The 20,093-nt window shown below is 36.1% G+C and carries 26 protein-coding genes and 1 riboswitch; of the genes, 17 read left to right on the top strand and 9 right to left on the bottom strand.

Annotation, left to right across the window (positions count from 1 at the left end):
• Positions 1-79: 79 nt before the first annotated feature.
• The 9 genes from mgtE to ACTJJ9_RS12540 all read left to right on the top strand — a co-directional run bounded on the left by mgtE (position 80) and on the right by ACTJJ9_RS12540 (position 8,908).
• Complete coding sequence (gene mgtE, locus ACTJJ9_RS12580; protein WP_095303172.1) at positions 80-1,447, top strand: magnesium transporter; 1,368 nt, start codon at positions 80-82, stop codon at positions 1,445-1,447.
• A 34-nt stretch (positions 1,448-1,481) separates the two neighbouring features.
• Positions 1,482-3,329, top strand: a complete 1,848-nt coding sequence (locus ACTJJ9_RS12575; protein ID WP_440768677.1) for a monovalent cation:proton antiporter family protein — start codon at positions 1,482-1,484, stop codon at positions 3,327-3,329.
• 90 nt (positions 3,330-3,419) lie between these two features.
• Positions 3,420-3,529: riboswitch (TPP riboswitch) on the top strand.
• A 105-nt stretch (positions 3,530-3,634) separates the two neighbouring features.
• A complete protein-coding gene (locus ACTJJ9_RS12570) occupies positions 3,635-4,255 on the top strand; it encodes a thiamine phosphate synthase (protein WP_145584777.1) in 621 nt (206 codons plus the stop codon).
• Positions 4,239-5,360 (top strand): glycine oxidase ThiO, encoded by a 1,122-nt coding sequence (thiO, locus tag ACTJJ9_RS12565; protein WP_145584779.1) that lies wholly within the window; start codon positions 4,239-4,241, stop codon positions 5,358-5,360. Before ACTJJ9_RS12570 ends, thiO begins: the two co-directional genes overlap by 17 nt.
• 1 nt (position 5,361) lies before the next feature.
• Entirely contained in the window at positions 5,362-5,565 is a 204-nt protein-coding gene (gene thiS / locus ACTJJ9_RS12560) for a sulfur carrier protein ThiS (protein WP_095303176.1), read from the top strand.
• A gap of 4 nt (positions 5,566-5,569) precedes the next feature.
• Positions 5,570-6,337 carry a thiazole synthase gene (locus ACTJJ9_RS12555; RefSeq protein WP_145584781.1) on the top strand — a complete coding sequence of 256 codons (768 nt, stop codon included), beginning with the start codon at positions 5,570-5,572 and terminating at the stop codon, positions 6,335-6,337.
• Positions 6,337-7,353: a thiazole biosynthesis adenylyltransferase ThiF gene (locus ACTJJ9_RS12550; protein ID WP_095303178.1), complete on the top strand. Its 1,017-nt coding sequence runs from the start codon at positions 6,337-6,339 to the stop codon at positions 7,351-7,353. The genes ACTJJ9_RS12555 and ACTJJ9_RS12550 overlap by 1 nt, the downstream gene beginning before the upstream one ends.
• Before the next feature lie 151 nt (positions 7,354-7,504).
• Complete coding sequence (gene fabI, locus ACTJJ9_RS12545; protein WP_095303179.1) at positions 7,505-8,278, top strand: enoyl-ACP reductase FabI; 774 nt, start codon at positions 7,505-7,507, stop codon at positions 8,276-8,278.
• Between the two features lie 141 nt (positions 8,279-8,419).
• The gene (locus ACTJJ9_RS12540) at positions 8,420-8,908 is read left to right on the top strand and encodes a CotO family spore coat protein (RefSeq protein WP_095303606.1); all 489 of its coding nucleotides are present in this window, start codon (positions 8,420-8,422) and stop codon (positions 8,906-8,908) included.
• Between the two features lie 216 nt (positions 8,909-9,124).
• On the opposite strand, the gene ACTJJ9_RS12535 is transcribed toward ACTJJ9_RS12540, so the two are convergent.
• The 5 genes from ACTJJ9_RS12535 to ACTJJ9_RS12515 all read right to left on the bottom strand — a co-directional run bounded on the left by ACTJJ9_RS12535 (position 9,125) and on the right by ACTJJ9_RS12515 (position 11,877).
• A complete protein-coding gene (locus ACTJJ9_RS12535) occupies positions 9,125-9,532 on the bottom strand; it encodes a CotY/CotZ family spore coat protein (protein ID WP_145580685.1) in 408 nt (135 codons plus the stop codon).
• Between the two features lie 239 nt (positions 9,533-9,771).
• A complete protein-coding gene (locus ACTJJ9_RS12530) occupies positions 9,772-10,248 on the bottom strand; it encodes a CotY/CotZ family spore coat protein (RefSeq protein WP_095303604.1) in 477 nt (158 codons plus the stop codon).
• 227 nt (positions 10,249-10,475) lie between these two features.
• Complete coding sequence (locus ACTJJ9_RS12525; RefSeq protein ID WP_095298309.1) at positions 10,476-10,955, bottom strand: spore coat protein; 480 nt, start codon at positions 10,953-10,955, stop codon at positions 10,476-10,478.
• 93 nt (positions 10,956-11,048) lie between these two features.
• Positions 11,049-11,330, bottom strand: a complete 282-nt coding sequence (locus ACTJJ9_RS12520) for a hypothetical protein (protein ID WP_095298311.1) — start codon at positions 11,328-11,330, stop codon at positions 11,049-11,051.
• A gap of 121 nt (positions 11,331-11,451) precedes the next feature.
• Positions 11,452-11,877, bottom strand: coding sequence for a spore coat protein (locus ACTJJ9_RS12515; RefSeq protein WP_440768676.1), 426 nt, complete (start codon positions 11,875-11,877; stop codon positions 11,452-11,454).
• A gap of 318 nt (positions 11,878-12,195) precedes the next feature.
• Here ACTJJ9_RS12515 and ACTJJ9_RS12510 point away from each other — a divergent pair, with 318 nt between their 5' ends.
• The 5 genes from ACTJJ9_RS12510 (at position 12,196) to ACTJJ9_RS12490 (ending at position 13,898) form a co-directional block, all read left to right on the top strand.
• Entirely contained in the window at positions 12,196-12,543 is a 348-nt protein-coding gene (locus tag ACTJJ9_RS12510; protein ID WP_145580684.1) for a DUF1360 domain-containing protein, read from the top strand.
• Positions 12,544-12,668: 125 nt separating this feature from the next.
• A complete protein-coding gene (locus ACTJJ9_RS12505; RefSeq protein WP_186324109.1) occupies positions 12,669-12,806 on the top strand; it encodes a hypothetical protein in 138 nt (45 codons plus the stop codon).
• A gap of 276 nt (positions 12,807-13,082) precedes the next feature.
• The gene (locus ACTJJ9_RS12500; protein ID WP_095298315.1) at positions 13,083-13,289 is read left to right on the top strand and encodes a hypothetical protein; all 207 of its coding nucleotides are present in this window, start codon (positions 13,083-13,085) and stop codon (positions 13,287-13,289) included.
• Positions 13,290-13,379: 90 nt separating this feature from the next.
• Complete coding sequence (locus ACTJJ9_RS12495) at positions 13,380-13,511, top strand: YjcZ family sporulation protein (protein ID WP_095298317.1); 132 nt, start codon at positions 13,380-13,382, stop codon at positions 13,509-13,511.
• A gap of 132 nt (positions 13,512-13,643) precedes the next feature.
• Positions 13,644-13,898: a stage VI sporulation protein F gene (locus tag ACTJJ9_RS12490; RefSeq protein WP_095298319.1), complete on the top strand. Its 255-nt coding sequence runs from the start codon at positions 13,644-13,646 to the stop codon at positions 13,896-13,898.
• Between the two features lie 197 nt (positions 13,899-14,095).
• On the opposite strand, the gene ACTJJ9_RS12485 is transcribed toward ACTJJ9_RS12490, so the two are convergent.
• Positions 14,096-16,369 carry an ATP-dependent helicase gene (locus tag ACTJJ9_RS12485; RefSeq protein WP_145580683.1) on the bottom strand — a complete coding sequence of 758 codons (2,274 nt, stop codon included), beginning with the start codon at positions 16,367-16,369 and terminating at the stop codon, positions 14,096-14,098.
• A 186-nt stretch (positions 16,370-16,555) separates the two neighbouring features.
• Here ACTJJ9_RS12485 and ACTJJ9_RS12480 point away from each other — a divergent pair, with 186 nt between their 5' ends.
• Positions 16,556-16,810 (top strand): hypothetical protein, encoded by a 255-nt coding sequence (locus ACTJJ9_RS12480; RefSeq protein ID WP_095298323.1) that lies wholly within the window; start codon positions 16,556-16,558, stop codon positions 16,808-16,810.
• A gap of 577 nt (positions 16,811-17,387) precedes the next feature.
• On the opposite strand, the gene ACTJJ9_RS12475 is transcribed toward ACTJJ9_RS12480, so the two are convergent.
• From ACTJJ9_RS12475 to ACTJJ9_RS12465, 3 genes are all read right to left on the bottom strand, one after another.
• Positions 17,388-17,822, bottom strand: a complete 435-nt coding sequence (locus tag ACTJJ9_RS12475; RefSeq protein WP_145580682.1) for a GNAT family N-acetyltransferase — start codon at positions 17,820-17,822, stop codon at positions 17,388-17,390.
• On the bottom strand, positions 17,823-18,341 hold the full coding sequence (locus ACTJJ9_RS12470) for a YjcG family protein (protein WP_095298327.1): 519 nt from the start codon (positions 18,339-18,341) through the stop codon (positions 17,823-17,825).
• A gap of 91 nt (positions 18,342-18,432) precedes the next feature.
• Positions 18,433-19,158 carry an alpha/beta hydrolase gene (locus tag ACTJJ9_RS12465; RefSeq protein ID WP_145580681.1) on the bottom strand — a complete coding sequence of 242 codons (726 nt, stop codon included), beginning with the start codon at positions 19,156-19,158 and terminating at the stop codon, positions 18,433-18,435.
• 258 nt (positions 19,159-19,416) lie between these two features.
• On the opposite strand from ACTJJ9_RS12465, the gene ACTJJ9_RS12460 reads away from it, so the two are divergent.
• Both ACTJJ9_RS12460 and ACTJJ9_RS12455 read left to right on the top strand, forming a co-directional pair.
• The gene (locus ACTJJ9_RS12460) at positions 19,417-19,812 is read left to right on the top strand and encodes a YwqH-like family protein (protein ID WP_170944247.1); all 396 of its coding nucleotides are present in this window, start codon (positions 19,417-19,419) and stop codon (positions 19,810-19,812) included.
• Between the two features lies 1 nt (position 19,813).
• The gene (locus ACTJJ9_RS12455) at positions 19,814-20,089 is read left to right on the top strand and encodes a DUF5344 family protein (RefSeq protein ID WP_145580680.1); all 276 of its coding nucleotides are present in this window, start codon (positions 19,814-19,816) and stop codon (positions 20,087-20,089) included.
• Positions 20,090-20,093: the final 4 nt, after the last annotated feature.

Below are 20,093 nucleotides of genomic sequence, written 5' to 3'. Positions count from 1 at the left end.
GATAAAATACTGCTGTGAATAAAAAAGTCACAACCATTATTGTAGCACATTTTACTAAATAGAGAGAGGGGGACTAAACATGTCAGATGAAAAAGAAAAAGTAGAATTAGAAGAGGAAGGATTACTTGCTTCTTTATCAAGTCACAATATGGATGAATTTCGCGAGGTCTTTTTAGAGCAACATCCTTATGATCAAGCGAAATTTTTTAGTAAATTAGAGGAAGAAGAACGATTTATCGTTTATAGCTACCTATCACCTGAAGAAATGGCTTCTGTTTTTGAAAACATTGAGGATGACGATGATAGGTACAAAATCTTTTTATCAGAAATGGATCCAACCTTTGCGGCACAAATGCTATCTCATATGTACGCTGATGATGCAGTAGACGTTTTGAATGAGCTTGACAAAGATCAGGCAGCGAGCTACTTAACAATCATGGATGATGATGCAGCTGAGGAGATTCGTGAACTTCTTCATTATGAGGAATATACGGCTGGTAGTATTATGACAACAGAATACATCGCCATCCACGCAAATCAAACTGTGCACTCTGCTATGCAAATTTTGAAAAATGAGGCACCAAATGCAGAGACAATCTATTATGTATTCGTTATTGATGAAGCAAAAAAACTTGTTGGGGTTATTTCGTTAAGAGACTTGATCATTAATGAACCAGATACAATGATTTCTGAAGTAATGAATGAACGTGTGTATTCAGTAAGTGTTGCTGAAGACCAAGAAGAAGTGGCGCGAAAAATGAAGGATTATAACTTTTTAGCGTTGCCTGTTGTAGACTTTAGAGGACATCTGCTCGGAATTATTACAGTAGATGATATTGTCGATGTCATTGATGAAGAAGCAAGTGATGACTATTCCAAGCTTGCGGGGATTGCAGATGTCGATTCAAATGACCGAGGTCCTTTCACAGCAGCTAAAAAAAGACTCCCTTGGTTGATTATTCTTTTATTTTTAGGAATGTTTACAGCGAGCTTAATTGGGAGATTTGAAGCGACATTAGACAAGGTCGCCATATTGGCTGTTTTTATTCCCCTTATTGCAGGTATGGCTGGAAATACAGGTACACAAGCCTTAGCGGTTGCAGTAAGAAGAATTGCTGTAGGGGATGCTGAGGAGCATAGCAGTATAAAATTGCTACTTAAAGAAGCAGGTACAGGCTTAATTACAGGTACAGTTTGTGGAATTGTCGTTACAATTGTAATTTTTGTATGGAAGGGCGAGCTTTTCTTAGGGATGCTTGTCGGTATTTCAATTTTAGCGACATTAACAGTTGCTACGATTGCTGGGGCGTTAATACCGCTCATTATGCATCGGCTTAAAGTTGACCCAGCTGTAGCTTCGGGGCCATTTATAACAACTATTAACGATATTATTAGTATTTTAATTTACTTTGGAATGGCGACATTATTTATGCAGTATTTAATTTAATGTTCTATTCGTACTAACTGATTGGAGGGATTTGATGCATGGTGCATCCGTAACATCACTAGTTATTGTTATTTTAGCAGCGTTTTTAACACCTATTATTCTACATCGTCTTAGGCTTAACTTTATGCCAGTCGTCGTCGCAGAAATTATTGTTGGATTAATTATTGGAAAAAGTGGCTTTGATGTCGTCTCTCAAGATATGTGGCTTGAAACCCTTTCGATGTTAGGCTTTATCTTTCTTATGTTTTTAAGTGGACTAGAGATTGATTTTTCAGCATTTGCTGGAGGAAAAAAGAAGGAAAAGCTTCCTTCAGGTAAAAATGCTCCCAATACGTTTCTAGTTTCTACGATTATATTTGTCGGGATTTTTATTCTATCATTAATCCTTTCATATCTATTTGTTTGGATTGGACTGATGGATAATGCCTTCCTTATGACATTAATTATTTCAACAATTTCCCTTGGTGTTGTTGTCCCAACATTAAAAGACGCTCAAATTATGAAATCAAACATCGGGCAAATCATTTTACTTGTTGCGGTTATCGCGGATTTAGTGACGATGGTGTTACTTGCGGTGTTTGCCTCAATATATGGCGATGGGGATACGAACACATGGTTATTACTCATATTATTTGGAGCAGGAGTCTTGCTTTATTTCCTAGGGAAAGCATTTCAAAACCGTTCCTTCATTGAAACTATGTCAAAAGGAACGATCCAAATTGGCACACGAGCTGTTTTTACTCTCATCATTGTATTAGTTGCAATTTCAGAGACAATAGGAGCTGAAAACATTTTAGGAGCCTTTTTGGCAGGTGTGCTTGTTTCATTGTTATCACCAAATAAAGAGATGGTGCAAAAACTTGATTCCTTTGGATATGGATTTCTTATTCCAATTTTCTTCGTAATGGTCGGTGTTGACTTAGATATCTGGGCATTGTTCCAGGATCCAAAAATCTTTATATTAATACCTTTACTATTTATCGGATTGTTAATATCAAAAATTGTTCCAGTATTTTTATTAAAGCGTTGGTATGATTTAAAAACAACACTTGCATCAGGCTTCTTATTAACTTCAACATTATCCCTTGTTATCGCTGCAGCTACAATCGGTGAAAGAATGGAAGTTATAACGTCAGAGATGTCAGGTGCACTAATTTTAGTTGCAGTTATCACAAGTATTGTTACACCAATTTTCTTTAAAAAGCTATTCCCGAAACATGTATCAGAGCGTCCGAAAATTAAAGTTGCCTTTATTGGAGCGAATCAATTATCCTTGCCTGTTACGAGGGAATTAAACCCAGAAATATATGAAACAACAGTCTTTCATATGAAACAAGAGAAACTGGACAAACAAATTTCCCATTCCTTGTTTGATATAAAAGAAATTAAAGATTTTGAAGTAAAAACGTTGATGGAAAATCAAGCATTTGATATTGATTTAATCGTAGTAACAACAGGAGATGAGCAACGAAACGCGGATATTGCGCTATTTGCAAAAGAGCAAAAGGTTGAACGAGTAATTGCGAGCGTTGCTTCACCTGAATTAGATACAAAGTTGAAGGAAAACGATATTGACGTCTTTTCTACATTGTTATCAACGAAAACAATGCTTCGTGCATTGATTGAAGCACCTGGGGTTATGCGGATTTTAACAAATCAAGAAACGATGCTTTATCAAATTAATTTAAAGAATTCTAAATATGATCACATTTTGCTTCGAAATTTTCCGTTTACAGGAGATATTATCTTTGTTCGGATTTTTAGAGGGAAGGATTCGATTGTTCCTCATGGGGATACGGATTTAAAGCTCGGAGATCGGTTAATTGTGACAGGATCACGAGAATATGTGAACGAGTTAAAACGTGAACTTGAGCTATGGTGATGATTTTTTTCTTGAAAGATATTCAACAAATGGTATGATAGAAATAAGCAAATGTTCAAACAATTTCTATCATTATAAATTGAATAGTTATGATACCGCTAGGGGTGCCCTAATGAAAGGGCTGAGATTAAAGTGTTTCTTTAAGACTCTTATAACCTGATCTGGTTTGTACCAGCGTAGGGAAGTGGACTTACGTATCGAGATCAAATATAGTATGTAAACCACTTTCCTACCTGGAAAGTGGTTTTTTGTATTTAGGAGATAGAAAACTAATACAACTATTACATTAAAGTAAGGTGAAGCAATTGGAGATCCATGTCATTACAGATGGCGTCCAAACAGTGAAGGAAATTATAAAAAAAATACTCATGATTCATGAGGAGGTTGACTTTTTACATATTCGTGAAAAAACGAAGTCGGCTTCTGAAGTGATGGAAATCGTTTCAGCACTGTTAGAAAACGGTGTAAGTAGGGATAAAATTATCGTTAATGACCGCCTTGATGTTGTTCAATTACAGCAGCTATCGAATATTCATTTGCCAGGAAATAGCTTTTCGATTCAAACAGTAAAGGAGTTTATGCCTTCATTAAAAATTGGGCGTTCCGTCCATTCATTGGAGGAAGCGATAGCTAGCGAAAAGGCCGGTGCGGATTATCTCATGTTCGGTCACCTGTTTGCAACGAAATCAAAAGCGAAGCTCCCTCCAAGAGGAGTAGAACTATTAGAAGATATCTGTAGGTCAGTTTCTATTCCTATTATTGCGATCGGAGGTATTGTTCCTGAAACAGTTTCTAAATTATCAAATATTAAGCTAGGCGGAATCGCGATCATGTCATATGTTATGGCAAGTGACAATCCGAGTTTCGCTTTACAGCAAATAAAAGAGAGTTTACTAGAGGTGGAAAAGAATGAACAAACACTTTGATGTAGGGATTATTGGGGGAGGGGTCATCGGTCAATCCATTGCTTATCAACTGGCAAAGGAAGGTGTATCTGTCGTTGTATTAGAAAGTCAAAAGATAGGAAGTGGAGCTACTAGTGCAGCAGCAGGAATGCTTGGGGCGAACTCCGAACTAGAAGCAAACGATGCCTTTTTTCAGTTTGCTAAGGAAAGTCAACGCCTCTATCATACACTTAGCAAGGAGCTTTTCGAATATTCGCAGATTAATATTCAATTAGTAGATAACGGTATGTATAAGCTTGCGATAACCGATGATGAAGTTGAAGCGTTGCAACAGCTTGTTAAGCATCATTCTTCACTACAATGGCATTCAAGGGAAGTTGTATTAGAAAACGAACCAACCTTATCAAAGGGAATTAAAGGGGCACTCTATATTCCAGAGGATGGTCATGTTTCACCAACACATGTTTGTGCAGCCTTTTCAAAGTCTGCTAATTATTTTGGGGCAAGCATTTTTGAAAACACACCAGTACATACAATTGAGAAAACAGCAGCTAATGAATATACATTATCTACCCCGCATACAGAATTCACATGTAAGCATGTTGTAATTGCGAACGGGGTTTGGAGTGGCTACTTTTTTAAGCAGCTTGGAATAAATGGAAGCTTAAAACCAGTTAAAGGAGAATGCCTTGCCTTTCAAAGCAGTGATATTCATTTAGAAAAAACGATTTTTTACGATCATTGCTACATCGTTCCAAAAGGTGATGGACGATTTGTTGTTGGTGCATCAATGGTGGAGAATGATTGGAACACACTTCCGACAATTGGTGGCATCCACTCATTGCTAGAGAAAGTTACACCTATTCTAGCAAACATGGAGTCTGCAACATTACTACATACATGGGCTGGATTAAGACCACAAACAGACGATGGAAAACCATATATAGGTCAGCATCCTGATGGAGAATCGATTTATTTTGCAACTGGACATTATCGAAATGGAATTTTGCTAGCTCCACAAACAGGCATCATGATTCGCGATCTCATTTTAGGAAGAGAGCAAAATGAAGAGTATGTAGAGGCATTTTCATTAAAACGAAAATTAGCTCAGAATGTGAGGGGATAAAGTGGAAATAAAACTAAATGGTGAAATGGTTGCGCTGCAGGATGAAGTAAAGACTATCCAAGGCTTACTAGCATTTTATAAGCTTGAGGACAGACTTGTCATTGTTGAGCATAATCGGGAAATTATCTTAAAGGAGCAATATGAATCAACCTTCATTAAAAATGGTGATGAGGTTGAGCTTGTTCATTTCGTAGGAGGAGGATGAAATTATGTTAAAAATAGCAAATAAAACATTTCAATCAAGATTATTATTAGGTACTGGAAAATATCCATCATTTGAGATTCAAAAGGAAGCAGTTGCTCAATCTGAAGCAGAGATTTTAACGTTTGCTGTAAGAAGAATGAACATTTTCGAAGCATCACAACCAAACTTCTTAGAACAGCTTGATGTATCAAAATACACTTTATTACCGAACACTGCAGGGGCAAAAACGGCTGAGGAAGCTGTGCGAATTGCAAAGCTTGCAAAAGCATCTGGTTTATGCGATATGATTAAAGTTGAAGTAATTGGCTGTGACAGGTCATTGCTGCCTGATCCAGTCGAAACGTTAAAGGCAAGTGAAATGCTTTTAGAGGAAGGATTTATCGTTTTACCATATACTTCAGATGATGTAGTATTAGCTAGAAGGCTTGAAGAACTAGGTGTTCATGCAATTATGCCTGGTGCTTCACCTATTGGTTCTGGCCAAGGGATTCTTAATCCATTAAATTTAAAGTTTATAATTGAACAATCTAAGGTGCCGGTAATTGTTGACGCTGGAATCGGTTCACCTGCTGATGCAGCGTTAGCTATGGAGCTAGGTGCTGATGGAGTATTATTAAATACAGCTGTTTCTGCCGCTAAAGATCCTGTAAAAATGGCCGTTGCGATGAAGCTTGCGATTGAAGCTGGTAGATTAGGCTATGAAGCAGGAAGAATTCCTAAAAAGGAATATGCGACAGCTAGCAGTCCTACAGAAGGAATGATGACTACTTAATGGAACGCTATTCTAGACAAATATTATTTGCGCCGATTGGAGAAGAAGGGCAAAAAGCATTAATGGAAAAGCATGTGCTCATTATCGGTGCAGGCGCACTAGGGACAGCTAATGCTGAAATGTTAGCAAGAGCTGGTGTCGGAAAATTAACGATTATTGATCGAGATTATGTGGAATGGAGCAATCTGCAAAGACAGCAATTATATGTCGAGGACGATGCGGAAAATCGTCTTCCGAAAGCAATTGCCATTAAGAACCATTTAGCACAAATCAATTCAGAGGTAATTGTTCAAGCATATGTCGACGATGTTACATCAAGTAATATCGAGAATTGGATTACTGGGGTTGATGTCATTGTTGATTCAACTGATAATTTTGAAACAAGACTTCTAATCAATGATGTCTCATTAAAGCATTCTATTCCATGGATTTATGGTGGCTGTGTTGGCAGTTACGGTTTATCGTTTACTGTCATCCCAAATCAAACACCTTGTCTACATTGCTTACTAAAGCATATTCCGTTTGACGGATTAACATGTGATACTGTTGGTGTTATATCACCAATTGTCTCAATGGTTACCTCACATCAAACAACAGAGGTATTGAAGCTGTTAGTCGGTGATACCGAGAATTTACGAAGCAAGCTAGTTTCTTTTGATTTATGGAAAAACCAATATTCCGCAATTAATATGGAACGATTAAAAAACGATGCATGCCCAACATGTGGAAAAGATCCTGTCTATCCATATTTAACTGCTGAAAAGGAAACAAAAGCTGCGGTTCTTTGTGGGCGAGATACTGTCCAAATTAGACCGACAAATGGAAATGAGCTATCATTTGCAAAAATAGCTGAACGTGTTAAACCAATTGCTGATGCATTTTTAGAAAACCCATTTTTAATGTCGTTCACTTTTGGGGAACATCGGATCGTTCTATTTAAGGATGGTCGCGCACTTGTCCATGGGACAAAGGAGATTGCGGAGGCTAAAAAGCTTTATCACCGCTATGTCGGATAAGTGGAATACTCTCTTAACAAATCAAAGGGTCAGTCCCCAAAATGAATAAATTGGGGACTGACCCTTTTAGATCATCTAGCACTTCAGCAAAATTAATGATATAATTATAACCAGGTACTAATAACATGTATTAAAACTGAGGAGGATATAGATGAACTTATCACTTAATGGACGTAATATTGTCGTTATGGGAGTTGCAAATAAACGAAGCATTGCTTGGGGAATTGCACGTTCTTTACATAATGCTGGTGCAAGATTAATTTTCACATATGCAGGGGAAAGATTAGAAAAATCAGTTAGAGAACTAGTTGAATCATTAGAAAGAAATGATTCAATCGTTTTACCATGTGATGTGACAAATGATGAAGAAGTAAAAACATGCTTTAACACAATCAAAGAACAAGTCGGTGTTGTTCATGGGGTTGCGCATTGTATTGCATTTGCTCATAAAGAAGAGCTTCAAGGTGAATATTTAAATACAACTCGTGATGGCTTCTTATTAGCGCATAATATTAGCTCATATTCATTAACAGCTGTTGCGAAGGAAGTGCGTCCATTGATGACTGAGGGTGGAAGCATTGTTACGCTTACTTACCTTGGTGGAGAACGCGTACTTCCTAACTATAATGTTATGGGTGTTGCAAAGGCTTCATTAGATGCAAGTGTTAGATATTTAGCAAGTGACCTTGGGAAAGATGGAATTCGCGTAAACTCTATCTCAGCAGGTCCAATCCGTACACTTTCTGCAAAAGGAATTAGTGACTTTAATAGCATCCTTAAAGATATTGAAGAACGTTCACCATTACGCAGAACAACAACTCCAGAAGAGGTTGGCGATACTGCTTTATTCTTATTCAGTGACCTTTCTAGAGGAATGACTGGTGAAAACCTGCATGTTGATTCAGGCTATCACATTTTAGCATAATGATAAAAAACCGCTGTCTCTATTTAAAAGGAGATAGCGGTTTTTTTACTTTAATAATTCAAATGGTGAAATAGGCACAATCCTAAATTCGCTCGCATAACATGTTCAGTGTGTACATTCTTAAGTATTGGAGGTAACATCATGAGCAGCAAACAAAAGGGAAATTATCAAATGAAGCCTCTCATGTATATTGTTCAGCCTGAAAGCGACGAAATTAAGGTGAAAATGCAATCATTTGTAGTCCGAAAAGCTAAGAAGCAACAAGCACCTGAAACTGCAACAAATGAAATCGAAATGAAGGATGAAATAGAAGAGGCTCCAGCAAATGTTCAGGAAGCTATTCAGGAGGAAGAAAAGGAAGAACCGATCGAAGAGCAAACAGCGAAGCAATACCGGAAACAAAGAAAGCCAATTATGCAAATGAGCATTGAAGAAAAGGTTGAGTTTTTTAAAAATTTACCTAAAAATATGCCGCGTACTCTATGCTTAATTGAAACAAAGGATGAAAAATACCGTGGAGTTATTATGACAGAGGAAAATAACATTGTAACAATTCGCTCTTTAACACATGCAAAACCAATTGAGATACCATTAGAAAACATTCAAGTAATCAATTTATTAGGTTTTTAATTTAACTGAAAAGGAAAAGAGATAAGGCTAACAAATTTGTTGGCCTTTTTCGGTTGTGAAGAAATTTGTCAAATGACAGATTTGCTGTAAAGGTTGACAAATTTGTCTTTGAAGTTGACAGATATTCTTAAAAAGTTGACAAATTATGATTAAAAGTTGAGAGATATCTCAGATAGTATAAGAAAGCAGATGTAAATTTAATTTGAGTTCCTTAAATTAGTTAACTAACTTAGGAGATAGACACTGGATAGCGCAAAAGCATGTTAAATCTACATTAATACAGATTCTTGTCTTTACTAATTCATGGACATCACATACATCCTCTGCAAGGTGGCCGTCGTGCTGTAAAGGCAGTAATAGTCTCAATGTTGCACAGCATTCATCGAAATTTTCAATTCTAAAAAATGGAGTACTGAAGCAATCCTTTCCTACATAGCCAGATGCTTTGAATAACTCTCCTTTTTCTGTATATAAAAGAAAAGGGATGGTATCGCCAAGGTAAACGGTCGGCCGAAGGAGGTTACGATAGCAGCTTGTCAGACATTTTTTACAGACAGCTTGTTGTTGTTCAAAAATATTTTCAATAACAGAACAAACACAATGTACCGCATTATTACTAGTCATGGCTTTTCCTCCTGTTTCCATTCTTACAATTAGTATAAGGAAACAGTGAACAAATGGTGTTAGGATAACTGCCTAGTTTTAAGTATCTCCTACAAAAATGTACAATCAATAAAGTTTTAGCTGTAGACATCTTTGTCACGTTGACGCCATAGATTTCAAGAGTTTAATCTTAATAACTAGCTTAACTAAGATAGAACAAGAAAAAGACTGCTGATTGTCAGCAGTCTATTCTTTCATCATTATTTGTGGTGATGTTTGTCAGCTACACGGTCAACTAGCTCTGGTGATAAGCATTGAATTGCACAGAAGCAGCTAAGGTCGACTTCGATGCAGAAGTCTGTTTTTTCTAAACCGAAGAAGCATTCGTCACATGGATCGTGCACGCTTTCTGTGTGTCCGTCTACATCTACTGGACGAAGTAATGATAATGTTGCACAGCAATCTTCCACAGCCTCTACACGGAAGAAAATTGTTTTGAAGCAAGTCATGTCACCCATGAAGCCACCAACATTACCGAATGCTTTGAATAGTTCACCCTTCTTGTTTGTTAACATGAAAGGAATTGTATCTCTTTGAGGTCCAGCAGCAGGACTTAATAAATTGCTGTAGCAGCTAGTCGGACAACTAATTTCTTCAACAGCTTCTTGTTCTGCTAAAATTTGCTCAACAGCATCACATACGCAATTGTTGCCATCTTTTCTATCTTTGCAACCCATTGATAAGTCATCTCCTTAAATAGTTATTTGACTTTAGTCCTTAACAGACTATGTGTTTAATGACTAGTTGGTGTGGGTAAACGTCTAATGTTGGGAAATCAATATAAAAAAGAATTTAGGTATTTAATATAAAAATGGGAAATGGGGATACCTTTTGAGCAGGAGAGACTATGTAAGAAATATACATTGTAAAAAAGCAGGAGTTTTCCCCCTGCTTTTTTTATTCATTAGAAAATGTCGATGTTTACTACTAATGCAATTAAGATTTGTAATAAAACTTGAAGTGAGATAGCAACATCTGTATCAGTAGTTTTAACATTTACTTGACGAGAGTTTTCGATGACAAGTTTTTGCTTGTTTAGTTGTTTAATATCTGCTTGTTGTAATAATTGTTGAGTTACTTGCTCAGCTCGAGCGCTATCAGCAATTGTGATATTTATTACTAATGCAATTGCGACTTGAAGTGCAACTTGAAGTGAAACGGCAACTTGAGTATCTGTGCTAGTTACATCAACATCACATGAATCCTTAATGATAATTGTTTCAGAAGAAATTTGTTCAGTTTCACTTACTTGGTCTGCTGCCTGTGCTACAGTTGCATCTGGATCGAAGAAGCGGCCGTGATGTCCACCTACTCCACCAACATCCTCTGTTGGATGACATGATTGTTCATCTAATGCTACCCATTTATATGGTCTTGCTTCCATTTGCTGATTCCTCCTTTCAATGTACTATTATTAAATGATGAAAATCTAGTTTTGTATAAGACAAACATCTTGGGTTAAATCCCCATTTTTAGTTTAATTGTCATTTTTTCTTTTTTTCAGCATGTCACGTAACGTCGTATTTTTTGTAGTTTCTTCTGCTTTCGGTACGTCTTCTTCCGTTTTTTTCGTTCCTTTTACATACTCTTCAACCTGTGCTTGTAAATCAGCAACGACCTTTTTAATTTGCTCTTTTTGTTCATCAGATAATGGTTTGCGAGTTTCTTTTGTAATGTTGTTTCTGTTTAGCACATCTTGGACAAATAATTGCATCATTGTTGAGGAAATTTCCTGGAGGTTTAATTTTTTATCGTCCATTCTTGTCACCTCACCTTCTCTAAATAGTAAAGGGGGGTGCCTAAATGTAAGAACACAAGTACCCCTTTTATACACAATATTGATTTATATAGTGCTTTGCTCCTTCTTTTTATTGGAAGGATTAGAAAATATCGATTGAGACAATTAGTGCAAGAAGGATTTGAATTAGAACTTGAAGAGATACAGCTACATCAGTATCAGTTGTTTTTACTGTGACGTCGCGAGAGTTTTCGATAATCAATTTTTGTTTATTTGCCTGTTTGATAACTGAGTTTTGTAATAGCTGCTGTGTTACTTGATCTGCACGTTCGCTATCAGCAATTGTTAAGTTAATGACTAATGCAATGGCAACTTGAATTGCTACTTGCAGTGATACAGCTACTTGAGTATCTGTTGAAGTTACTTCAATATTGCAAGAGTCCTTAATGTGAATAAATTCCTCAGAAGCTTGAACCATATCATTAACTTGAGTGCCTTCCTGCATTACATTGCTATCTTCTTTACAGTCATCTAAAGCTGACCATCTAGTTGTAGACAAAAAACTCACTCCTTTCGAGATTTAAAAAGGAGGCAGACTTTTTATGAATAATTTTATTGGAGGCTATTGGCTAGCATATTTTGAATAAAGTCGTGTCTCCTTTACTTGTATATAATGCAGATTCACTACTTTTTGTATGGGTAAAACATACAAACGCACACCCATTTTTCAGCAAATTCTCTAGATTTAAGCGTGAGATGGCAAGTTGACGTAAAGAAAACAAATATTTTTTGTAATAAAAACTTTTCATATTAGCCTTGTACGTGAACATAAAATCCAATTTTATTCATAATTTTATAAAGGATATAGAAAATAGGGGGTGGGGAAATGACTTGGTTACACCTCATATTATTTGCCTTTGCTTCATTCCGGTTAACGAGATTGATTGTCTTTGATAAAATAACAGGATTTATCCGATACCCATTCCATAAAGAAATTGAAGAAGTAGATGACGCTGGCAATGTAGAAGTTTATATAGAAATGAAGGGAACTGGCCTTCGAGCATGGATAGGTGAATTGCTTAGCTGTTATTGGTGCACAGGTGTATGGTGTACAGCTTTTTTATACGGTTCTTGGCTAATTTGGCCAACAGGAGTAGAGCCGCTTATTGTGATTTTAGCAATTGCAGGAATGGCCGGAATAATAGAAGTGTTTGTATCAAGATTTATAGAATAGGCCGATCACTTAGAAACATATTAGAAATAACACATAAAATGAGATAAAGCTGGATATTTTGCAAGCCAATTTTATATGTAAGGAAGTAGGATTGAACCGAAAAATATAGGAAGGTGGGATATCAATTGAAAAATGTCAGACTGCATCCTTCCCTAGGGCAAAGCAATAATACTAACCAATCAGTCTATAGCTCTACAAAGCGAAAAAGAGTCAAAAAAAGTGGCTGTGGTTGTGGAAAGAAGAAAAAGCAAGCAGATGAATGAAGAATTCGGTTTTTACATGAAACTTTTGTAGAAAAACTGAAAAAGCGAGGAGGCTGTTTCATGCAGTCTCCTTTTGCTTTTTAATTAAGTAATAAGCTTTGATTCTTTTGTTGCGTTCAGGACGCTGACAAGATTCACTTAAAAGATTATGCCAGTAAAAACAAACGTAAGTTAAATTTAGCTAATAGTAAAAAAAGTGAACATCTTAATCTCTGTTTGCATCAACTATAGTAAAAATAAGCAATCAGGCTACTTCAAAAGGTGATGGAGAACAAAATGACCAAAGCAAGCTTTAGTAAATTCGTTGAATCAATTTATCGGAAGCATGACAGGATACAATCCGAACAGGATACTCGGATCGAGCAAATAACTACTCAATTAGAGGAAATTGATAAAAAAGCTGTGGATTTTGAAAAACGTATGGAGTCAATTGCGGAGGATATTGGACAATGGTTGATTAAGCACGAGTTCGATAAAAAATAATATCCAACATTAAACGTAAATATGTATTCGTCCAAACGGATTGAAAATATCGTTCATAAAGTATAGGGATGAAGCAAAGAGGGAGGTGCAATGCTCATGGGTTACGGTTACGGTGGTGGTAACTATGGTTACGGCGGCGGTGGCTATTACGGCAACAGCTTCGTGTTGATTGTTGTATTATTCATCCTATTAATCATTGTTGGTGCATCTTTTTTTGACTAATAAGTAATGTGAAATGAAAAGAGTACGGGCAATAGTTGCTCGTACTTTCTTTATGAAAAGGTAAATGAAAAGATTTTAGCACATTATGCCTAGCAATTCATACACTATATCATGAATTAAGGAGGCGGGAAAATGGATAATAAATTTTTCAAAAACCTTGAAAATAAAACAGGAGTAAACATGAATGATGTGTTCTCCTTAGCTAATTCTTTACAAGGTGCAAATTTTAAAGATGAAAAAACTGTAAGAAGTGTTATTAAACGGGTTGCTCAAATCGCGAATAAGCCAGTTTCAAAGCAAATGGAAGATAAAATCGTCCAATCAATTGTAAATGGTAATGAGAAATTAGACTTTAATACAATTTCAAAAATGATGAATAAGAAATAATCCAATAAAAAGGTGTTATCTCACTAAAAATTGAGATAACACCTTTTTCGTTTTGAAATCTATCATTCTAGTTGTTTTTTAGTCTACTCTGCCGTTTGAAATTTATTAATAAGTACCTGACTTTTGCCCAGCTCATTATCAGATAAAATTTTGTTTACATGCTAAATCAATAATTTTTACAAAAAGAAACGTATGTTTTATAACAATGGTTTTAAAAAGCGGGATGGTGAAGCTTTTCTTCCACGTCGATAGGAAGGAATTGAAAGAAATAAATGCTCCCTTGCTCTCGTCATTGCAACATAAAGCAAGCGACGCTCTTCCTCTAAGAAGTCATTATTTCCCTTACGTGCAGATTCCAATGAGAAATCATGTGGGAGCGAACCATCAACAGCTCCTAGTATATATACATATTTATATTCAAGACCTTTTGAACGATGAACAGTCATGAGCTGGACACCTGACCCGTTAAAGGTTTTCTGTTCTTTCAACGCACGTTGAGTCAATGTCATATGATCTGTGTGCTGGAGAAACTCACTTACGGTTGAAAACTTTTTAGCAACTACTTTTAGATCATTCACATCATCTGACCCTTTTTCGATTGCATTTCCTTCATTGCCTTGTTTTTTTAAATAATCATGAAATCCCAGTTCTTTTTCAATAATCTGGATTGCTGTGACAGGCTTTTCTTTTTTTAATTGAGAGATCCTAGGAACAATTTTTTTTAGCTTAGAAATTTGAAAGCTTGGTAGTCCTTGAATAAATAATAATGCTTCAACAAGTGAGCAATCATGAAGAATCGATAATGCCTTCACATCATTTAAAATAGATTGCTTTAAAAACAATGGACGAATAAGTTCAGTGAGTGCAGCAGTATGATCTGGATTGATACTCAGCTGTAAATAGGCTAATACTCCACGAACCATTTTTCTTTCGTAAAATGAGCTTTGTTCACGTTCAATGACAAATGGAATACTTGATTGAACAAAGCGTTCGAAAATGGCTCTCCCTCCTGTATGTGTCCGATAAAGAATCGCAAATTCGTTTGGTGTTGCTCCTTCAGCAATTTTTTCCTTTATATCATTTACAATCATTGTTGCTTCTTCCTCTTCGTCATATGGAAAAAAGCAGGTTGGTCTGTAGCTTGATTCATATTGAGCAACCATTTGTTTAGGTAACCGTTGCTTGTTTTTTGAGATTACTGCATTTGCAGATGAAACGATATGATGATCTGATCGATAATTAGATGATAAATGAATAATCGTCGCGTTTGGAAATTCATCTTTAAACGATAGGATGAAGGATGGAGTGCTTCCACGGAAGCTATAAATCGTTTGATCATCATCACCAACGGCACAAAGGTTTTTAGTATGACTAGATAAAAGCTTCATTAATTTATATTGAACGGGATTGATGTCTTGAAACTCATCAATTAAGAAATAGTGAAATCTTTGTTGGTATGCTTCAAGAATAGATGGGTTATCGTGTAAAAGCTCATAACATTTTATGAGCATATCATCAAAATCAAATTGTCCGTGCTGCAATTTTTGCTGTTCATAATATTTGTAAAGAGATAGAACTGTTTCCTCAAATGAATCACTTGGTTTAACATCCTCAGGAGTATAAAGTGTATTTTTCCAGTATCCAATTTGCTGTAGCGCTTGATCAAACGGAAATTCCTTTTCATCCAAACCTAATTCTCGTGCAGCTTGTTTTAAGTAATTTTCCTTTTGCCAGTCCCATTTAAGTAAATGACTACTATTCCATCTGTTTCGATCATGATGGAGAAGAATCTTATAAAAAATACTATGGAAGGTTCCAATTAACAACTGATTTAGCTGAACCTGATTAAGTGTTGTATTTGCTTTGATGCGCTCATTCATTTCTCGTGCAGCCTTTGCCGTAAATGTTACAAGCATAATCGATTTTGCGTCAATCTTCTGTTCTTCTAGCATGTAAAGTGCTCTTGTTGTCAGTACTCGAGTTTTTCCACTGCCTGCACCTGCTAAAATGAGTAAAGGACCTGAAATTGTCATAACAGCTTGTTTCTGAGGGGCATCAAGCGAAATCCCAAGAACTGATGATAAATGATTTTGTTGATATGTAAATGGTGAATGCACCTTTAACGGTGTAGGCTGCTGCCAAATTGGAGTTTTCGGTCTTTCAAGAGTAGATATCGCACGAGACTTTGGTATTCGAAACCCATTACGTTCTATGTAGGCTTCCTCAACATCTTCTATAGGAGAGATAATGTGAGAGTGTGAATGTTCCGCTTGCTGACATCTTTCGTTTTCTTTATGATTCGGATGATAGAAGTTTGGCTCGTTACTTATCCCTAAATAGAGCTTGACAGGCTGACTACAGATTTTGCATAGGACACGATCGGTTAAGCTTAACTCATATACTGTTTGATATTCTTCTCGTGGTAGCTGTGATAAATCAAGCTCTCTATTATCCATAATGGCAAATTTCATCCTACTCACCCTCTCAATTTAAAATATTTTTTCGTATATATGTAATAAAGGATAACGAATAAAAACTTAGAATATATAATGAAACGACAAATTCTATATTAACAGAATGCTTTTGCATCGAAAAGGAAAATTTCACGGCATAAAAAGGGACAAAGGGTAGTAAGGTACGATAAGGGGGAATGGATAATGGGCTATATTTTACCGATCCAACAGGACACGTATACACAATATGTGAATCGCACTGTTCAAGTACAAAGACATTATGCATATACAACACCAACAGTTGCCATTCCGTTTATAGGAAAGCATCAAAAAGAAGAACTTGTGCAAAAGAAAAAACATTTTGCAATGATATTAGAGGAAAAAATGAAAAAGCTTGAAAAAGTGAAACAACTAGAAGCCGAGCTCGGAAAAGGGAAGCATATTAATACGGTTGGATAAATGTTGTTTTAGAAAAAGGCTCTTTTCTAAAAGTTGTTGTTATTGGTATTCACTATATAAGGGATGATTGCGAGACTCTTGTGGGATGCGTGGGAGAGGTTAATCTTGAGCTGGTGTTTACACTAAGGAGGCTCACCACCCACCCCGCGGAAAGCGAGTACTGAAGCGGAAATCAACCAAAAACGATAGCTTAGTAAATAGCAACAAAGTTTACAAAAACAGCCTAGAAAAATGAATAGTAAATCTACATTGAACATTAGGTATAAATAACTGATTATAAATAAAAACTATCAATGTGTTAGGAAATAACACAAATTTCAATGTGGAGGGATTCGTTTTGGATAATATAATACGCTTATTAAAACAGCTTCATATAATGATGATTAGAGGGAATCTTTTAATGAAACAAATTTATTATAGATTTAACCTATTGTTTAGAATCCCTTTAGCTAGATAAGCATTTACTTTATTCAACAAGTATCCATCTACACATTGTAATGAAAGAAGGTGAGCGAAACGGCTCACCTTCTTTCATTACAATGATAAAAATAGCTAAATAAAAAAGCTAACAAAAATGTCAGCTTCCTTGAGTCACTTCTTTAATCATCGTTACATGTGGGATTCCTGCATCCATGAAAATATCAGAAATCGTTTTATATCCTAATCGCTCATAAAAAGGAATTGCATGTGTTTGCGCATTAAGCTTGAATTTTTTAACCCCTTCAGATGACGCGATTTCTTCAAGTTTATCGACAAGCTGCTTTCCTGCTCCTTTTCCTCTACATGAAGATAGGACACATATTCTTTCAAGCTTACCAATTCCATCAAGGATACGGAGACGAGCAGCACCAACTGGAGTTCGCTCATCATAAAGAACGATATGTATAGCTTCATCCTCAAATTGATCAATTTCTTCTTCTACAGGAACATTTTGTTCATTTACAAATACTTCCTGTCTTACTTTAAATGCATCTTCTAGTTGTTCCTTTGTTGTAACTTGTTGTACGTTCAATTACTTGCAATCCTTTCCTAGTAAAAATGTTTCGTATACTGTCCATGAGCCGTTCTCTAATTGGTAGAGAAGATGGAATCGGTCAACCATTTCTTCATGCTGGACATCAAGCATTTTTAAGCTTCCTAACACATCGGAATGCTCATCATCTGAAAGCTTTTGGCCTATTGTAATATGTGGAACAAAGGCATATTCTGGCTGACTATTTAATCCGCCGGTATGGAGCTTTTCATGCAATTCGATTAGCTCTTTGGTAGGCTCAACTTTTAAATAAATGACATTGTTCACAGGATAAAAAGAACTAACCTTTTTAATAGAGAGCTTTATCGGACTAGTTAATTGTGCAATTTTCCGTAGCTCATCTGTTATTGCTTCAATGTCTTCATCATTTGCTTCAAAAGCAGTTTTTAATGTTAAATGTGGCGGTACTAAAGCGTAATGCGGGTCATATCTTTTTCGGTATGAATTGACCAAGTCCTGGATTTTTTTAGATGGAAAAAGGGCAATTCCGTATTTCATGTCATTCCCTCCTAATTACGTCTTTACACATAGTATAACAAATAATTGATTAGAAACCCATTATCATGAAATTGTTTTCATTTTTATGCTGCTATACAAACATTTCTCTTAAAATAGGGGTGAGCGCAGGCTGCCAATGCTTCCATGTATGATCCCCATTAAATTCCTCATATGTGTAAGAAAATCCTTTTGTCTCCAGAACAGATTTTAATTGCCGATTTGGAGATAAAAAATTCTGGATTAACCCATCCGTCGTTTTTACGTTTATCTCGTCATTCCCAATTTGATGAAAGATAATCAGCTTTTGTTTGGAAGTATAAGCTTTGACTGCATTTAACACATCCTCATTCACAAATGGAGATTGTAAAATCAGCTTTCCGAATGTATTTGGATACAGCATGCCTGTTAAGAGTGAAATCGTCGCCCCAAGTGAATCGCCAATAAGCGCGCGTCCATAACCAATTTGATGTGTCGGAAATTCCCGATCAAGAAATGGGACTAGCTCCTGAGCGAGAAAGTGGATATATTGTTTATGCTTGCTACCTTCTGGATGGTATTTAGCACGTCTATCTTGGACATCACGGTAAGGGATCCCAACAACAATAAGAGGTTCAATCTCCTCGTTAGTTAATAAAGCATCAATCTGTCTGCCGATTCTACCTAAGCGGAAATAATCCTGTCCGTCCTGTGCAATTAATAAACTGTATGTATATAAAGGTGAAAAATTAGCAGGTAAATAGATAAGCAAAGTTAATTCTTCCTGTAAAGCATCTGAAAAAAATAAATGCTCTTGTATCCTACCTGTCATTTTGCTCATAAATATCCCTCCGTATGTTAACCGTTTTATGTACTCCTAATAATCTATTCTACATTTTAACTACTCATAACAAAACCCTTGTTAATTGATTACCTTCATATAAATTGAATAATTTAGTAATAAAGTCTTAGCTTTTTGTAGTTGTTTGATGTTTTAGACCCATTTATTTCGTATGAAACCATTTGATACCATTGACGTATATGTATGTCAATAATGCTTTTACTATAAATATGCCTTGATGGAGAGGAGCGAAAAACATTGTCCTATTTATCATATTTACAAACAGAGCTTGCTGAAAAAAAGGAACAGCTTGAACGGTTGAAAAATTGTGAATCAGAGCTTGATGGGTATCAGGTGGAATTTAGTCAGAATAACTATCTTGTTAAGGACCCCGATCTTTCAGCAACTACGTGGAAAGGCAACTTAGCTGAAAAATTCACAGATATTCGTGAGGATATGGACGCTGCTTATAAAGATATCTCGGGAACTCAATTAGATACAGCGATCACCGCGATAGAAAATAAAATTGCCAATATTAAAGCAGAAATTCAATCTTTACAAAGTGCTATATCTGCTGAAATTGCACGAATTGAACGAGAAGAGAGAGAGGAAAGAGAAAGAGAAAAAGAACGTCAAAAAGAAAGGATGAAATAATGTGAGCCAGGAGATAAAAGTTCGATATGGTGATGTCGAAGAGGCAATTTCTAAAATTGATGGCGCTGCCGATTCCTTTGAAACAACTTTAGAAGAAATAACAGGCAGTAACGAGCTAAATGTGGTCGATAAGCTGAACGAATTGAGTCAATTGTTAGTGGAAGTTAGCGAGGCCTACAAGCAAGTTCTAAAAGAAAACAACCAAACAGTCCGGACAACTTTAGAAGATATGAAACAAGTTGACGAAAATCTTTCGACATCTATAAAAGCTATATAGGAGG

Origin of the sequence: Metabacillus sp. 22489 (assembly GCF_052044855.1) — a bacterium.
GTDB lineage: Bacteria > Bacillota > Bacilli > Bacillales > Bacillaceae > Metabacillus > Metabacillus niabensis.
The sequence above is the reverse complement of the archived record's forward strand: the minus strand, read 5'-3'. Positions and strand labels throughout refer to the sequence as shown.

Bases quoted from the DNA above. Each gene is read 5' to 3' on its own strand.
- mgtE (WP_095303172.1), top strand. From the start codon at position 80: ATGTCAGATGAAAAAGAAAAAGTAGAATTAGAAGAGGAAGGATTACTT.
- ACTJJ9_RS12575 (WP_440768677.1), top strand. From the start codon at position 1,482: ATGCATGGTGCATCCGTAACATCACTAGTTATTGTTATTTTAGCAGCG.
- thiO (WP_145584779.1), top strand. From the start codon at position 4,239: ATGAACAAACACTTTGATGTAGGGATTATTGGGGGAGGGGTCATCGGT.
- ACTJJ9_RS12555 (WP_145584781.1), top strand. From the start codon at position 5,570: ATGTTAAAAATAGCAAATAAAACATTTCAATCAAGATTATTATTAGGT.
- ACTJJ9_RS12550 (WP_095303178.1), top strand. From the start codon at position 6,337: ATGGAACGCTATTCTAGACAAATATTATTTGCGCCGATTGGAGAAGAA.
- fabI (WP_095303179.1), top strand. From the start codon at position 7,505: ATGAACTTATCACTTAATGGACGTAATATTGTCGTTATGGGAGTTGCA.
- ACTJJ9_RS12540 (WP_095303606.1), top strand. From the start codon at position 8,420: ATGAGCAGCAAACAAAAGGGAAATTATCAAATGAAGCCTCTCATGTAT.
- ACTJJ9_RS12535 (WP_145580685.1), bottom strand. From the start codon at position 9,532: ATGACTAGTAATAATGCGGTACATTGTGTTTGTTCTGTTATTGAAAAT.
- ACTJJ9_RS12530 (WP_095303604.1), bottom strand. From the start codon at position 10,248: ATGGGTTGCAAAGATAGAAAAGATGGCAACAATTGCGTATGTGATGCT.
- ACTJJ9_RS12525 (WP_095298309.1), bottom strand. From the start codon at position 10,955: ATGGAAGCAAGACCATATAAATGGGTAGCATTAGATGAACAATCATGT.
- ACTJJ9_RS12520 (WP_095298311.1), bottom strand. From the start codon at position 11,330: ATGGACGATAAAAAATTAAACCTCCAGGAAATTTCCTCAACAATGATG.
- ACTJJ9_RS12510 (WP_145580684.1), top strand. From the start codon at position 12,196: ATGACTTGGTTACACCTCATATTATTTGCCTTTGCTTCATTCCGGTTA.
- ACTJJ9_RS12500 (WP_095298315.1), top strand. From the start codon at position 13,083: ATGACCAAAGCAAGCTTTAGTAAATTCGTTGAATCAATTTATCGGAAG.
- ACTJJ9_RS12495 (WP_095298317.1), top strand. From the start codon at position 13,380: ATGCTCATGGGTTACGGTTACGGTGGTGGTAACTATGGTTACGGCGGC.
- ACTJJ9_RS12490 (WP_095298319.1), top strand. From the start codon at position 13,644: ATGGATAATAAATTTTTCAAAAACCTTGAAAATAAAACAGGAGTAAAC.
- ACTJJ9_RS12485 (WP_145580683.1), bottom strand. From the start codon at position 16,369: ATGAAATTTGCCATTATGGATAATAGAGAGCTTGATTTATCACAGCTA.
- ACTJJ9_RS12480 (WP_095298323.1), top strand. From the start codon at position 16,556: ATGGGCTATATTTTACCGATCCAACAGGACACGTATACACAATATGTG.
- ACTJJ9_RS12470 (WP_095298327.1), bottom strand. From the start codon at position 18,341: ATGAAATACGGAATTGCCCTTTTTCCATCTAAAAAAATCCAGGACTTG.
- ACTJJ9_RS12465 (WP_145580681.1), bottom strand. From the start codon at position 19,158: ATGAGCAAAATGACAGGTAGGATACAAGAGCATTTATTTTTTTCAGAT.